The 14,553-nt window shown below is 48.1% G+C and carries 16 protein-coding genes; 7 read left to right on the forward strand and 9 right to left on the reverse strand.

Annotated elements, in window-relative coordinates; translation table 11 throughout:
- The first annotated feature begins 30 nt into the window (after positions 1-30).
- Positions 31-1,497, forward strand: coding sequence for a hypothetical protein (locus JSU04_00530; protein MBS1968758.1), 1,467 nt, complete (start codon positions 31-33; stop codon positions 1,495-1,497).
- Here the strand turns inward: JSU04_00530 and JSU04_00535 are convergent.
- The 9 genes from JSU04_00535 to JSU04_00575 form a co-directional block, all read right to left on the reverse strand.
- Positions 1,484-1,927, reverse strand: coding sequence for a GFA family protein (locus JSU04_00535; GenBank protein ID MBS1968759.1), 444 nt, complete (start codon positions 1,925-1,927; stop codon positions 1,484-1,486). The genes JSU04_00530 and JSU04_00535 overlap by 14 nt on opposite strands.
- Positions 1,924-2,790 carry a hypothetical protein gene (locus JSU04_00540; protein ID MBS1968760.1) on the reverse strand — a complete coding sequence of 289 codons (867 nt, stop codon included), beginning with the start codon at positions 2,788-2,790 and terminating at the stop codon, positions 1,924-1,926. Before JSU04_00540 ends, JSU04_00535 begins: the two co-directional genes overlap by 4 nt.
- Positions 2,787-4,088 (reverse strand): cytochrome P450, encoded by a 1,302-nt coding sequence (locus JSU04_00545; GenBank protein ID MBS1968761.1) that lies wholly within the window; start codon positions 4,086-4,088, stop codon positions 2,787-2,789. The genes JSU04_00540 and JSU04_00545 overlap by 4 nt, the downstream gene beginning before the upstream one ends.
- A gap of 67 nt (positions 4,089-4,155) precedes the next feature.
- Complete coding sequence (locus tag JSU04_00550) at positions 4,156-5,079, reverse strand: hydroxymethylglutaryl-CoA lyase (protein ID MBS1968762.1); 924 nt, start codon at positions 5,077-5,079, stop codon at positions 4,156-4,158.
- Between the two features lie 7 nt (positions 5,080-5,086).
- A complete protein-coding gene (locus tag JSU04_00555) occupies positions 5,087-5,464 on the reverse strand; it encodes an acetyl-CoA carboxylase biotin carboxyl carrier protein subunit (GenBank protein ID MBS1968763.1) in 378 nt (125 codons plus the stop codon).
- A complete protein-coding gene (locus JSU04_00560) occupies positions 5,464-6,957 on the reverse strand; it encodes an ATP-grasp domain-containing protein (GenBank protein MBS1968764.1) in 1,494 nt (497 codons plus the stop codon). Before JSU04_00560 ends, JSU04_00555 begins: the two co-directional genes overlap by 1 nt.
- Entirely contained in the window at positions 6,958-7,737 is a 780-nt protein-coding gene (locus JSU04_00565; GenBank protein ID MBS1968765.1) for an enoyl-CoA hydratase/isomerase family protein, read from the reverse strand.
- 3 nt (positions 7,738-7,740) lie between these two features.
- Complete coding sequence (locus JSU04_00570; protein MBS1968766.1) at positions 7,741-9,348, reverse strand: methylcrotonoyl-CoA carboxylase; 1,608 nt, start codon at positions 9,346-9,348, stop codon at positions 7,741-7,743.
- A gap of 9 nt (positions 9,349-9,357) precedes the next feature.
- Entirely contained in the window at positions 9,358-9,921 is a 564-nt protein-coding gene (locus tag JSU04_00575) for a DUF4442 domain-containing protein (protein ID MBS1968767.1), read from the reverse strand.
- Positions 9,922-10,008: 87 nt separating this feature from the next.
- On the opposite strand from JSU04_00575, the gene JSU04_00580 reads away from it, so the two are divergent.
- From JSU04_00580 to JSU04_00605, 6 genes are all read left to right on the forward strand, one after another.
- Positions 10,009-10,476 carry a hypothetical protein gene (locus JSU04_00580; GenBank protein ID MBS1968768.1) on the forward strand — a complete coding sequence of 156 codons (468 nt, stop codon included), beginning with the start codon at positions 10,009-10,011 and terminating at the stop codon, positions 10,474-10,476.
- Between the two features lie 5 nt (positions 10,477-10,481).
- Positions 10,482-11,537, forward strand: coding sequence for a methyltransferase domain-containing protein (locus JSU04_00585; protein ID MBS1968769.1), 1,056 nt, complete (start codon positions 10,482-10,484; stop codon positions 11,535-11,537).
- Between the two features lie 90 nt (positions 11,538-11,627).
- Entirely contained in the window at positions 11,628-12,152 is a 525-nt protein-coding gene (locus tag JSU04_00590; protein ID MBS1968770.1) for a hypothetical protein, read from the forward strand.
- 122 nt (positions 12,153-12,274) lie between these two features.
- Positions 12,275-13,504, forward strand: coding sequence for a hypothetical protein (locus tag JSU04_00595; GenBank protein ID MBS1968771.1), 1,230 nt, complete (start codon positions 12,275-12,277; stop codon positions 13,502-13,504).
- Positions 13,497-14,225 carry a hypothetical protein gene (locus tag JSU04_00600; GenBank protein MBS1968772.1) on the forward strand — a complete coding sequence of 243 codons (729 nt, stop codon included), beginning with the start codon at positions 13,497-13,499 and terminating at the stop codon, positions 14,223-14,225. Before JSU04_00595 ends, JSU04_00600 begins: the two co-directional genes overlap by 8 nt.
- Before the next feature lie 82 nt (positions 14,226-14,307).
- Positions 14,308-14,481 carry a DUF1328 domain-containing protein gene (locus tag JSU04_00605; GenBank protein ID MBS1968773.1) on the forward strand — a complete coding sequence of 58 codons (174 nt, stop codon included), beginning with the start codon at positions 14,308-14,310 and terminating at the stop codon, positions 14,479-14,481.
- Positions 14,482-14,553 lie beyond the last annotated feature (72 nt).

The following is a 14,553-nucleotide window of genomic DNA, read 5'->3' on the forward strand; positions in this document are numbered from 1 at the left end:
TTCTGCGTACTTACGCTCGGGATGCTTTACATGTCCCGAAAGCCGGTCTGTATTGATTCCAAAGTCGTTGAAAGAATTGACAGGGCGGGTGAATCCGTTTTCCGCTGTTCCCTGAATAAACACGTTCCTTTTAGCCCCTACTACGACGAACATTTGCCGGCGATTGAAGCCCGAGTTCAGCAAGTGGAAAAGTTCGTGGATAGCATTGCACCTTATAAGAATTCCTACCGCCTGGTGATCTTAAAGGACAAGCCGAACTACTTCCTCGTCACGAATAATATCATCTACATCGGTGAAACTTTGCTCGAAGCTCGGGGCCATATTGAAAAGGCCTTGCTCAAGGCTTGGTACCGTGAAAATGCTCAGCATCTTTTTGCTTATGAGAATCTCTTTGAAGAGGTTTACACCGACTTCATGCTTTACCTCGCTAAAGGCAGCCTCAAAATCGAAGATCCTTTCCGTGGTGCTCGCACTCGCGTCGGCGGATCACGTTGGCCTCAGGTGCTAAAATCAACTCAGTCGTATTGCCAATCGCCTTGGAAGAACTCCGAGCACTATCGCTTCTGCGCACAGATGCAGCTGCAGGATTCTCCGCTCAAAGACCAAGTCGTCGAGCTGAGCCTCCGCCCCTTACTCGTATCGAGTTGGATCGAAGCCTATGACGGTCTCAGTTTTAGAGATCAGTACCGTCTTGTTCGTAATCTTAAAGAACTTATCTCTGGCGATCACAGCCCGGATCTTCCGCTTGTAAAGACCGGCGGCTTTATTCCCCAGAGCGCTCCCCTGCTCGAAGCCTCTGAAGCCGTGAAGAACATCAGCAATTTCTTGATGAGTTCAAACTTAACGAAAACATCTGAATCGCAACGTGTGTTCGTGACTTTGGTGGCAAACAACCTCAGCCGCTATGGTTACAACGATGCTTTGGGTGGAATTAATTTCGACCTGCTGATTGTGAATGATACGAAGATCAACCCATCATCCGAGCAGTTCAAACACTTCTTGGCGCTATCCAAGCAGAACCCCCGCACGAAGATCGCCTTGAAAGATCCAGAGAATCTCTGGATGTTACCATCGGTCTATCCTATTCATTGGCGCTCAATTGACTCTTTGCATGCGAACCGCTTGGTTTACAACAAATGCGGTAGTTACGATTTTAACTTTGTATGGCAGTTCTCTCTGAACACAGAGAAGTTGCTCATCTTGAATGTCTGCAAAGATCAGAAGATCAACTTAGCCGGTTACATCAAAGAAGGCCCTGAAGCTTTCGGTGAACAGAATAAAGATATTCCTTTCATCCAATTCCATATCCCTTCTTTGATGATGCGTAAGAATCAACTCGCGGGCGTCCGCAGCGTTTATGATCTCGTCACTCGTCGTGAAATCGACAATCCTGTTTTTCAAAGCTTAGGCTGGCAAAAGCTCCAATGGAGCGAGCGAGCGCAAGCTTACCAACCGAAGTCCTTCATCGAAGGCATCGAGTGGTTCAAAGTTCAGTAGTTTTCAGACCCAAGACCATCTCAAGAGGCGCGTTTTGCTCGAAAGCCGGCACGCCCGCAAGCAAAGTATGTTTTGCTCCCATATTCTCAGTCCAAACAAGATACTGTGGCGTGAAAATACTTAAATCACTCAGCGTCGCCACTTTAACAGTTACAATTTCCGGAGCATCAGATATTTCCGCGTAGACATGGCTGCCACAGTCTTTGCAAAAATACCGCTTCACCGTGGATCCGCGCGCCGATGTGGTCTCGTAAAAAGCCAGCTCTGTCGAGCATGAGAAAGACGATTTCGGAAGAACCATCATCGGACTACCAAGCGAGCCGCTGGCTCTTTGGCATTGCTGACAATAGCAAATCCCTTGGGAAAGCGGCGAAGAGGAAATCGTATACTGCACCTTTTCGCACAAACAGCTTCCGGAAATGGTTTTCATATCGTTCCTTGCATCTTTTCGTGCAGCATTTGCACTTGATCGAGGCCTTCTACATAGGCCTTCACTGAAAACGTCTTGATTCTTGAATCATAGGTCAGAATTTTTTCACGCAGAGTACAGATCTCATGTCGCAGATTCTTTATGGCCTCAGCGGCATCATGTTCACTGGAACAGCTAGCGAGTTCTCCTGTGATGTCCCCGTCCATGATTTCTCTTTGGCGGGTGACAAGAACATTGAAAATACGTCCCATGCGTTGGCCCATCAGAAAAACTTCGCGCATGAGCCCTACTTCCGAAAGATCCAGCTTATCACTGGCCATCAGGTCCATCATCGAAACTAAAACCATTCCCATATTGTGATGAGCATAGGCGCGGTTTTCTGCAGGGTTCCCAATGAACGGATTGGCAGTGACAAGAGAGCTGTACCGATTTGCCGTGTAGAACTGCGATAGATCAAAGCAAAGGATTTGTTTGAGGTACTGATATTGAGGCAGTCGCTGTAAGACGGTTTCCATCTCTTTAAAGAGTGAGAGCGCAAAAATCAGAACGGGATGATGATCGTGCTTTAAACGTCCTAGGGATTTATTGCCGCCAAAATTTAACTGATAAAGATCCTCCAAGAGTTCAGGATCACTCTGCGAAGGACGGTCGGCATAATCATCATAGAGAGTGATCAGAGTTCCCAAACACAGTTTCGCTCGCAATAGATCGGAAAAATCGTCCTGAGAAACAGAATTCAACGTAATCGCCGTATATCCCTGAACCAGAAACCTGTTATATAGTGCTGGCGCGCGATGCGGAGCAAACGCCACCATATTTCGTTCAATCTGATGCAAGGTATTTTGAACTTTGAGCGCCATCATAAATGGCGCCTTTTGAAAAATACAGGAAGAGGCGATTTCGTGTGAGCAGTAATCAGTGCCTCAATTTCCGGAGGCGCCGAGTGTGCCGGTCGCATTTCGTAACGCTCGCAAAGCTTTTGCAGAACTAGCGTCGCCTCAAGTTTTGCCAACGCCATACCAATACAGATTCTGGATCCACCACCAAACGGCAGGAACGAAAATGGATGCTTGAGGTCATTTAAGAATCGATCTGCAATAAACTCGTCTGGACGATCAAAGTAGTCGGGATGACGCTGAATATGTCGCACACTCAAGAACACCTGCGAACCTTTAGGAATTTTTACGCCACCAAGGATATCATCTTGATTAGTTTCGCGAGGTAAAAAATAAGCCGAAGGATAAAGTCGCAACGCTTCTTTATAAGTCGATTGGACGAGGACGGACTTCTTAAGAGCTTCATAGTTCGTCTTGGTAAAGCGCGCGGCTTCTAACGCAATTTGATTCTGAACGGAGCCATGAGCGGCCACAAGGTAGGCCGAAAAGATCAGAGAAGACGCCGTTGTGTCATAGCCTGCAAACATAAAGGCTTTTAACTGATCACGAATAAATGACTTCTCTTCACCTCGAATCGTCATCGCTTTTAACAGAGAGAGTTCTTCATCTTTAAGTACTTCCTCTGCGATTTGATCTAACTCAGAATGAATTGTATTTAATGAACGTCTTTTAGATGGAGAAAAGGGGCATTCAGCAATGCTTCTGAGGCTTTCACCCGCCTTACGATTTAAATCAACGAACGCAGCATTGAGCTTGTCTGATTCAGAAACTAGATCGTGATTTAATACAAAGACTCCCGCTGTTCGTAAAACAATGCGGGTGAGATGTGGCACTAAATCGACGGGTTCGTTGGCCTCAATAGATCTATCAATCACTGGAAAGATTTCCTTGATAAACCCGTCAACTTTTTCGACCAGACGATCCATGCCCGCATTATTCATAAGTGTGGCACTTGTCTGACGAACTCTTTGCGCCTCTTCACCTTGAAGCTGAATGAGCCCTTTGGGACCCGACAGAGCTTTGATTTTCTTTAGGACCAAAGAACTTTTGTCATACTTTTGTTTTTGATCCAGTAAGATGTGCTGGGCGTGATGAGGATCGTAAGAAAAAAAGAACCGTCGGAATCCCAGGTTCAATTCGACGGGTTTGCTTGTATCCTCTGGCAAGTACCTATCGAAAAATCCGTAGGGATCATTCTGAAAGGCCATGAGTCGGCCGATGGGGTTCTGTTTGAGTAGTTTTGTGATTGGGCATTTCGATTCCATGCAGCCAATCTAGGACAGAACATAATTGCTTAAAAGTTCAATAAAGTTATAAACCAATAACCAATAGTTATTGAACCTTGCCCAGGGGCTTCAAAAAGCCGACCTTGCCCACTTTCGTGGAAAGCGTGTGCTGGATTTTCTCTGTGAGCCACGGATAGATGGCCACCATCTTTTCGATATCAAGACCGGTTTTCACTCCCATCCCATGGAACATGTATGCCACATCTTCAGTGGATACGTTGCCGGCAGCACCGGGAGCATAAGGGCATCCACCCAAGCCACCCATGCTGGCATCAAACACGGTCACGCCCAACTCATACGCTTCTAGAATATTCGCAAGAGCGGTCCCACGTGTATCGTGGAAGTGCGCTGCGAGCTTTTTCACGGGAATTGCTTTTTTGAGTTTCTTAAAGACGCTTTGTACTTGCGCCGGATTCGCAACACCAATGGTGTCACCGATAGAAATCTCGTAGCAGCCAAGCTGATGCAGACGTTTTGCAAGCTGCACCACTTTGGCTTCAGAAACTTTCCCTTCAAAAGGGCAACCAAAGCACGTGCTGAGGTAACCGCGGACTTTAATCTTATGCTTCTTCGCGAGTGCCATTACGGGCTTAAAACGCTCAAAGCTTTCATCGATCGTGCAGTTAATATTTTTCTTAGAAAAAGACTCACTGGCAGCCGCAAAGATTGCGACTTCCTTTACGCCGGACTCGATTGCCATCAACATGCCTTTTTCATTCGGCACAAGTACAGAGAACTCAGTTCCTTTTGGTGTCTTCATCTTCATGGCAGCAGTCGTGACTTCCATAGAACCCGCCATTTGCGGAACCCATTGTGGTGATACGAAGGCACCCACCTCAATACGGCGAGAACCAATATCCAACAGGTGCTTCAGGATTTCCAAACGTGCGTCCGTTGGCAAAACGACTTTCTCGTTTTGCAATCCATCCCGCAGAGCCATTTCTACTATCGTCACTTTTTTCGCTGCCATTTAAACCTTAAGCTTTTGCTGCTTCAATTTTCACAAGCAATTTACCGAGAACCACTTGGTCCCCGATCTGACACTCGATTTGACCGATTTTGCCGGCGATCTCCGCTTTTAAAGTATACTCCATTTTCATGGCTTCCATCACTAGCACTGCTTGGCCTTTTGTGATTTCCTGGCCTGGATTCACCAAGATTTTGGTTACTTTACCCGGCATTGGCGACATGACTTTATCAGAAGAAGCGCCGCCGCCCGCTTTGTTGCGTTTACGACCTGCTGGTTGCGCATCGACAGCAAATGTACGGCCGTTGAAGTGAACCCAGAGAGTGTCTTTGATCAACTGTGCTTCGGCTTTAAGATCTGCACCGTTATGACGAACTTTGATTTCCATTAGATACCTCTCCAGAAAGTCTGCCATGGCGATTCAACAGTCATAGCGTGAGCGTGGTGAGCATGAGCTACTCCACCGCCACGAAGTTGCTGTAGAGCTTTTTCAACGATCTTCTTGTCAGCTTCAGAAAGTTCCGGCTGAGCAATTGGATCTTTAAAGTAAGTTTCAATAAATCGCGTCGTCATCGTTCCATTTACAAACTCTGTATGACTGAGGATCTCGATCAAGTACGGAATGTTGGTGTGAACACCAAACACAACGGACTCTTTCAAAACACGAATCATTTTTTGGATTGCGCGCGAGCGGTTTTCATCCCAAACAATCACTTTTGCAATCATCGGGTCATAGAACGGAGTGATCTCATCACCTTCCTCAAAGCCATATTCGTAACGACGGCCCGGACCCTCGGGCCACTCGACTTTACCGAGCTTGCCCGTACTCGGAACACCACCAAGATATGGGTTCTCGGCGTAAATACGGCACTCAATCGAGTGACCGTGCGGAACGCGGATTTGTTGCGGATTGAAAACGAACTCCCCTTGGGCCGTCAGGATCTGAGCCTTCACCAAATCCACACCCATCACCATTTCAGTCACTGGATGCTCTACTTGCAAACGCGTGTTCACTTCAAGCAGATAGAACTTGCCGTCTTGAAGAAGGAACTCAACGGTTCCGGCGCCCTTATATTTCCCAAGCTCCGCAATGGCGCAAGCGGCTTCACCCATTTGACGACGAAGGTCGTCCGTGAGGGATGGCGACGTTGCTTCTTCAATAATTTTTTGGTGACGGCGCTGAACAGAGCACTCGCGGTCGAAGTAGTGCATGACTTTACCAGTTGAGTCGCCAAAGATTTGGAATTCGATGTGCTTAGCGCGGTCCAAATATTTTTCAATGAAAACTTTCGCAGAGCCAAACGCTGACAAAGCTTCGCGCTGAGCGGATTCGATCTGTTCGCGGGCTTCTTGCATATTCGTGATGAGCTTCATACCGCGGCCGCCGCCGCCGGCCGCTGCTTTCACGATCACAGGGAAGCCGATATTTTCTGCCTCTGCCATCAAACGAGAGATCTCTTGTTGCTCGCCTTCGTAACCCGGCACCAATGGAAGACCCGCTTTTTTCGCGAGCTCCTTACAGTGAACTTTATCGCCAAGCGCGCGAATCGCTTTTGCTGATGGACCGATGAACACGATGCCCGCTTTATCACAAGCCTCGGCGAAATCGGCATTCTCAGATAAGAAACCAAAGCCCGGATGAACAGCCTCGGCCCCACCCGCAAGAGCACCTTCGATGTTGGCAGGAATGTTCAAATAACTTTTGGCAGTCTCCGCCGGACCGATGCAAACAGTCTTTGTCGCCATACGGAAAGCGCGCGTGCCGATGTCTGCTTCGGAATGCAAGAGAACTGTTTCGATTCCCATCTCTTCACAGGCTTTGATAATACGAACAGCCACTTCACCACGATTGGCGATGGCAATGCGTTTAAACTTCTTCATTTAACTATTTCTCCAACTAGGACTGCGTTTTTCGAGGAAACTCTTCAGACCTTCCTGCCCCTCAGCACTCACACGACGTTCAGCGATCAGCTGGCTCGTGCGTTTGCGTTGGTCGTCCCAAGAAAGGTTTGGAATATCATTCAATAATTTTTTAGTCTCGCGAACCGCTTCAGGTCCGCATTCTTTATAGGCCTTTAGCGCGTGCTCTAAGCGAGCTGCGAATTCCGTGCTTGAAGCCACTTCATTCACAAGGCCGGCATCTGCTGCTTGCTGAGAATTAAACACGGCACCCGACATCATGAAGTGACGAACTTTGCCTGCCACCGCTTTACGATTGATGAAAGAGCTGATCACCGCAGGTGCGATACCAAGCTTCACTTCGCTAAAGCAGAATTGAGTTTGTGGATCAGCAATCACATAATCACAACACGCCACTAAACCCAAAGCACCGCCGAAAGCCGCCCCTTGAACAAGACCGATCACCGGCAAACTGCATTTCGCGATCGCTTCAAACATCGCGAACAGCTTCAAAGAATCTTCTTTGTTTTGATCCAAAGTGTAGTTCACCATCTCGCGCATCCAGTTAAGATCCGCGCCAGCACAAAACACTTTACCTTCACCTTGCAAAACCACCGCACGAAGATCCGCGCGAGTGCTCAAGCTGGTGAAGGCTTTTGTGATATCCGCGATCATACTTGGATCAAACGCATTACGGATATCAGGACGATTCAATTTTACGTAGGCTACTTGAGCCGTTTCTTTGACTTCAACAAAAGACATGCATTACATCCTGAAGACGCCCTGAACTTGCGGGCCCCATTCTTTGTTCAAGCTCGCAGCAATACCGAGAGCCAAAACGCGGCGAGTATCCGCAGGATCGATAATGCCATCATCCCAAATACGGGCTGAAGAATAATAAGCAGAGCTTTCGTGATCGTATTTTTCCAAAGTCGGACGTTTGAACTCAGCTTGCTGCTCTGGCGTCATTGTCTGACCCTTGGCCGCGATTTGATCCATCTTCACTGTGAGCAAAACATTCGAAGCCTGCTCACCGCCCATGACGCTAATACGAGCATTCGGCCACATCCATAACTGGCGAGGCTGGAACGCGCGACCGCACATTCCGTAGTTACCGGCGCCATAAGAGCCACCGATCACAACCGTGAATTTCGGAACACGTGCATTTGAAACGGCCATAACCATTTTCGCGCCGTGCTTCGCAATCCCTTCGTTTTCGTATTTCTGACCGACCATGAAGCCGGTGATGTTTTGCAAGAAGATCAAAGGCACTTCGCGCTGTTCGCACAACTCAATAAAATGAGCCGCCTTCAAAGAACTTTCGCTGAACAGTACGCCATTGTTGGCGATGATTCCCACTGGCATCCCCCAAATGTGAGCAAAGCCAGTCACCAAAGTTTTTCCGTACAGAGGTTTAAACTCGTGGAACTTAGAACCATCCACGATACGCGCGATCACTTCACGCACGTCAAAAGGAATGCGTGAATCTTTTGGAATCACGCCATAGATTTCTTTGGCGTCATACAAAGGCTCAACCACTGGCAACGTTTTCATCGTCACCTTACGGCGATGATTCAAGTGCGCCACGATCGAACGAGTGATTTCAATGGCATGCTGATCGTCCTCAGCAAAATGATCTGTGACGCCGCTGACTTCACAGTGAACTTTCGCGCCACCCAAAGCCTGAGCATCCACTACTTCACCGGTAGCCGCCTTCACGAGTGGCGGGCCACCCAAGAAGATCGTGCCGTTGTCTTTGACGATGACGTTCTCATCGCTCATCGCTGGAACGTAAGCGCCCCCCGCTGTGCAAGAACCCATGACCACAGAGATCTGCGGAATGTTCTGCGCACTCATGCGAGCTTGGTTATAAAAAATTCTGCCGAAATGATCGCGGTCTGGAAACACTTCTGCCTGAAGTGGCAAGAACGCGCCACCAGAATCAACGAGATAAATACAAGGCAAACCGTTTTCCATCGCAATCTCTTGCGCACGAAGATGCTTCTTTACTGTCATTGGGAAGTAAGTTCCACCCTTTACAGTCGCATCGTTAGCCACGATCACACACTCAGTGCCGTGAATCACACCAATCCCCGTGATCACACCCGCAGCCGGAGCCGAATTGTCGTACATCTCCCACGCCGCCAGAGTCGAGAACTCAAGAAACGCTGACGCTGGATCCAGCAATGCTTCGATACGCTCACGCGCTGTCAGCTTGCCACGGGATTTGTGTTTTTTCATTGCCTCTTCGCCACCGCCCAACTTCACTTGGTCGATGCGAGAGCGCCATTGGCCCACATGGCCCATCATAGCTTCGGTATTAGCCTTAAAATCGGCGGAGTTACTATCAACAAGGCTCTCAATTACTTCCACGAAAACTCCTTAGGGTGCATTCAATCCGGGAATATGTTTCAACTGCAAAGTCATTGTGGCTTCAGCCACAGATTTTTCTTTTTCATCAAAGAAGTGCAAAGTTACTTCTGTCTCTGCTCTTTGGTGAGCGCGGATTTGCGCAAGCACGGTCTCACACTGAATCTCAGGCAGCTCCATGCGAACACGCACATCGCCAGTGTAATCCTGCACAACATGAAACTGAGTGCGGGACATGTGCACATGGAATTCACCAAGCGGCGCATGGCGAAGCCACAGCAAGCGCGCCGCTTCGAGCGCTCCGGTCAACAAAGCCCCTTCATGAATCCGGCCTTCATCGTCTTGATTGCGTTTACGAGCTGGAACAACCAGCTCGACATGGCGGTCAGACAAGCGCGTAATACGGAAACCCATCCCGGCAGAGAACGGACGCAAGAAATCCAGCGCATAGCTCAAAGCCGTTCGTGTAGATTTCGGCGCAACACCTTCGACAAGTGCCGCCAAATCCGTCGGCCGTAAACTGAGCCCGCGGTCTTTGAGATTTTTCTCAAGATTTTTACGGAGTGTTGAAAGCATGAGTTCCCCCTTTCGCACGCTATCTTTGTTGAAAAATACGGGATATCATGCTCCTATGTGGTTGTCTAAGAGAGGAACTGGGGATCTATGAAAAAAATTGTGAGTTTGGTTATTTTCACGGCCGCGTTGTTTTGGACTTGGAACGTTATTCACAGCTCGGCAGCTATCGGCTTCGAGACGCACTCCGGCATTCAGGAGAAGCTGGCTGTTTTGATTAAGCAAACAGTCATGACTAAAAAGCCAACGGCGAAAAACTTTAAAATCACCCGCCTCTGGACAGAATCTTTGAGCGAAAACAAAGTTCGCGCGGTATTTGCTTATTCTTTCAGCGACTCTATGGAAGCTGATAAAACTGAACAAACAGTTGAAGGTGAAGCGGTTCTTTTCCGTGAACCTGAAGACGAATCTGGTCAAGACAAGTGGACGTTGCAAAGCGTTCGCACCACCAACGATATCGTCACGTTCAGCGAAGGTTTGACTGTCACACCTGACGCTGGCCCAGAATCTTCTGAAGCCGCTCCAACTCCAACTCCTGCTGCTGAGCCTGCACACTAATCCGTATGTCAGAAGTTGCGGAGCTTCCCAATCGTTTCATTCAAATCGACGAAGAGGGCTATGTCCTCTTAGGGGAACTCCGAACTCAAGACCCTGAAGTCGGCGGCGAAGTCTTTATGGAAATGGCTTTTGCTGACAACGGGGCTTTCATCAGCCGCTGTGGCGGCGTTCCTGTGACTGTTGAAGCCTTCGATGAGCCCTATGTGGCTGCGCAAGTTTCTTACGAAGGCGGCAAATGGGTGCTTTTACTTCCGTATCATGTCGATTTTGAATTCAAATTAGAATCTCTCAGCCTCGATGAGTGGGATCGCTTCCATGGCAAAGCCAGCAATGGCATTCCGTTCGTGATGTCCCGCAAAGCTCAAGCAACATTCTTCGGATTGCTTGAGGACTACGATGACGACTCCATCACTTTCGGCGGTGAAACCTATGACATTCCGTCTTACTTCCCGTCTGACAGAGATGTGAACAAGTCAGATTATTGGACCAACATTTACCATGAAGAAAAAAATCCTGGCTGGAATTTGGGTGAGCCCGCAGAGGCCCTCAAAGACATGTTGCCACGATTGAAGCTGCCAAAGTCTCGCGTGTTGGTTTTAGGCTGTGGCGAGGGACATGATGCGGCCCTCTTCGCGCAAGCGGGTCATGTCGTCACGGGCGTGGACTTCTCAGAGGAAGCTGTTACCCGCGCAAGGAAAAATTACGGCGACATTCCAGGTTTGAAATTCGTCCAAGCAGACGCTTTCAAACTCGATCCGAGCTTTCAAAAATCTTTTGATATCGTCTTCGAACACACTTGCTACTGCGCGATTGATCCAAGTCGTCGCCAAGAACTTGTGAAGGTTTGGAAAAGCGTGCTCCACGACCAGGGTCAGCTCATGGGTGTCTTCTTCACGATGTATAAAAAGCAAGGTCCACCGTATGGTGGTTCCGAATGGGAACTGCGCCAACGTCTGAAAGATTCCTTCCAGTTCGTATTCTGGGGCCGCTGGCAGAAGTCGCTCCCAAAAAGACAAGGCAAAGAGCTCTTTGTCTATGCTCAAAAGAAGTCGCTGAAATAGTGTTATACAGTACGCGTATAATATGATTATTCATATGCATTTTAAATTCTTCATCAACTCCTTTATGTTGAAGACATGAGGAGAGCTCAAATGAAATCACTAATCTCTGTTGTCGTATTTGTTTCGACAGTTCTCGGCGGAAATGTTTACGCCGATGCCAAGGGCCCTGGCGCCGATGCTTTCTACAATTTGATTGAAAATTACCGTCAAGCTTGCGCTAACGGCTGCACAGATCCTTTCAAAAATGAAGACGCTTTCAATGTAGAAAAGCCGGGGCAATCCCGCCTTGCAACCGATGTTGAAACAACATTGAAATACGTTGCTACCTCTCAAGCGCAAGTATGGGCCGATACAATTCTTGAAGGTGACTACTACGCTGAAGGCAATACTCGTTTGGATAGTGTTGTTGCGATCTACAAGAACAATGAATTCATCGGTTACAAAATCACTTACTCAGAGCGCGCATGGTTCACAGGCGAATGTGATTTCGATGGTGATGATGAGTCCGCGTTGACAAGTTGCCAAGAAGGCCGCATTCACGAATCCACTTTTGTTTCGCCTGATTTCAAAACATTCTTCCGTGATGAAGACGCTCTTGCGGACTTCTCAGGCTAGTTAAAAAAGCCTTTAAAAATATGTAAATTCTGCAAAGGGCTCGCGTTTTTTGGCGGGCCCTTTGTTTTTTCACCAAGTCTGGTGCATTTTCCTGCTGTTTTTAAACCTTAGGAGAATTTTCTATGACTAAAATGCTTTCCTCCGTCGTTTTCGGTGCGCTCCTTTTCGGTGCAACCCTTTCTCAAGCAGCTGTATGGCAAGAGACTCAAACTTGGACTCCAGAATGGGAACAAAAATATTCTCAATGGGTTCAAAATGAGTTCAATGAAGATATCTACATGGCTGGTAACTACAAAGGCATCCCAACAGATTGTTCTGATGCTGTTTACTTGGGCCGTATCATTTTCTCTTACGAGAACAAACTTCCGTTCGTTATCAAAGACTCTACGGGTGGCTCTAGCCGTGTATCAAACCAGATGTCTCGCTTCGACAGCACGGGTGATTCTCTTCAGCGCGTTCGCAAGTTCATGAACTACGTTGCAGACGTGACTAGCACAAAGACTTTGCCAGACGATACTTACCCAGTAGCTATCAACCGTACTTACATCCGCCCAGGCACCGTGTGGAGCCGTCCACGTATCACGAAGGACAACATCTGGCGCAGAATCATCGGCGGCAATGTGAAAGAAGATCCAGGCCACGCTGAAGTTGTTAAAGAAGTTACTGAGACTGGCGTTGTGAACTTGATCGGCTCTACAGTTCCTAAAGACGTTCGTATGCTCAACACGACTTCAAGCCTCGTATTCATGCCAATCGAGACAAGCACTGGTTTCCGTAACTGGAAACAACCTGCTTACTACTCTCAAGCTGTCGAAAGCCTTCCAGGTTATTCACTTGAACAGTTCAACGATCTTGGCAAAGGCACTGTGGGCCGTCGTAATTTGAAAGACTGGACATCAGACGTTAAAGATCGTTTGGCTTTGCGTGAAGAATCTAAAGACGAAGAAGTCACTCGCCAAGTTTCTAACGTATGCAACCTTGTGAACGCTCGCGTTGATATCATCAAAAAATCTGAGGCTCGTCGCGTGGCTCTCGGCGGTCAGTGCATGGATGCCGGTGACTACGATTCTTACTCTACACCTTCTCGTGACAAGCGTATTAAGACGACTTTGAAACAGATCATCGACACCGCTGGTGGCAACGGTCTGACTTCTGCTCAACGCGCGAAGAAATTGAAGCCCGCTTTGGACACTTGCCCAGATATCGAAATCACTCCGGGCCAGAAGATCTCTTTGTATGACTTCTCTATTGCTATGTTGAAGGGCGACGTTTCTTCAAATCCAAACGACAGCTTTGCAGCTCGTTGGGGTTTAGAAGCATCTACAAACAACAAATGCCCAAAATATGAGTAACAGACGAAATCTTTTCGTTGTTGTTTTAGGGGGAGCTGCCTTGATATGGGCGGCTCTTCACTTTTTTGGAGCTACGAAACCAGCTTCAGAAACTGAAACCCCGGTCGCAGCGGAAACTTTGCCGGCGGCAGGTGTTTCTCCGACTCCGGCTTTCAATGCGGCGGCACCAACTCCGCAGCCAACACCAAGCCCCGCAGGACCGCTTCCGCTTTTGGGTCCGCAATTACGTAAAATCGGCGACTGCCTGCAAATCCATAACAGTCTTGATGATAAGGCTGAGCTGAGTTTCCGCGCTCTGCAGGATTCTCTGCGTGGTGAACTGGGCGACCTCATTGCCAACGACATTGATTGGAAGAACGTGCATTTCACTTTGCCTAACGGTGAAAAACGCCGCTTACGCATTGAGATCGAAGGCACTGGCGAAGAAGGCTCTGCGCGCGTGCTCAAATTCTACGGCGTTGACAAAGAGGATTTGCCAATACCCATTCCGCTGACAGAGGCACAAAGCAAAAACCCTACGGACGAGTACATTGCTAGTATTGAAAACCAAGGCAAAGTGACTTTACGCGAAGAGGCTCGCCGCGGTGTTTTTAGCAAAGGTGCTGACTTATTTTATACAGAACGCAACGGTTCGCTTTCCGATTTGGAAATTTCTTACGAAGGTAAGAGCGTGAAGTGCCAGGATCTTCAAAGCAGTCACGGAAACTGCAACTGTTTTTGAAATTTCAGTCATTTGCCCTTTTACATAAAAACCGCCAGAGCCCTTGATATATGATCTTCCTAATATTTAAGGAGGGTTCTATATGTTACGCGCAGCTATTGCATTTTTCATCTTGGCGATTGTCGCATTCATCCTGGGCGCAGCAGGTATTGCCGGTGTGTCTATGGAGATCGGTAAGCTTCTTTTGACCGTCTTCCTCGTTCTCGCCGTCATTAGCTTCATTATCGACCTCGTCAGCCGCCGCGGAAGTCGTTGACGTCCGCAGACTTTGACAAAGTAAAAGTCTAGATCGACAAATGCATTTACTAACTCGACTCCCCTCTTGTAA

Source organism: Bdellovibrionales bacterium, assembly GCA_018266295.1.
In the GTDB taxonomy this organism is placed as follows: domain Bacteria; phylum Bdellovibrionota; class Bdellovibrionia; order Bdellovibrionales; family Bdellovibrionaceae; genus JACMRP01.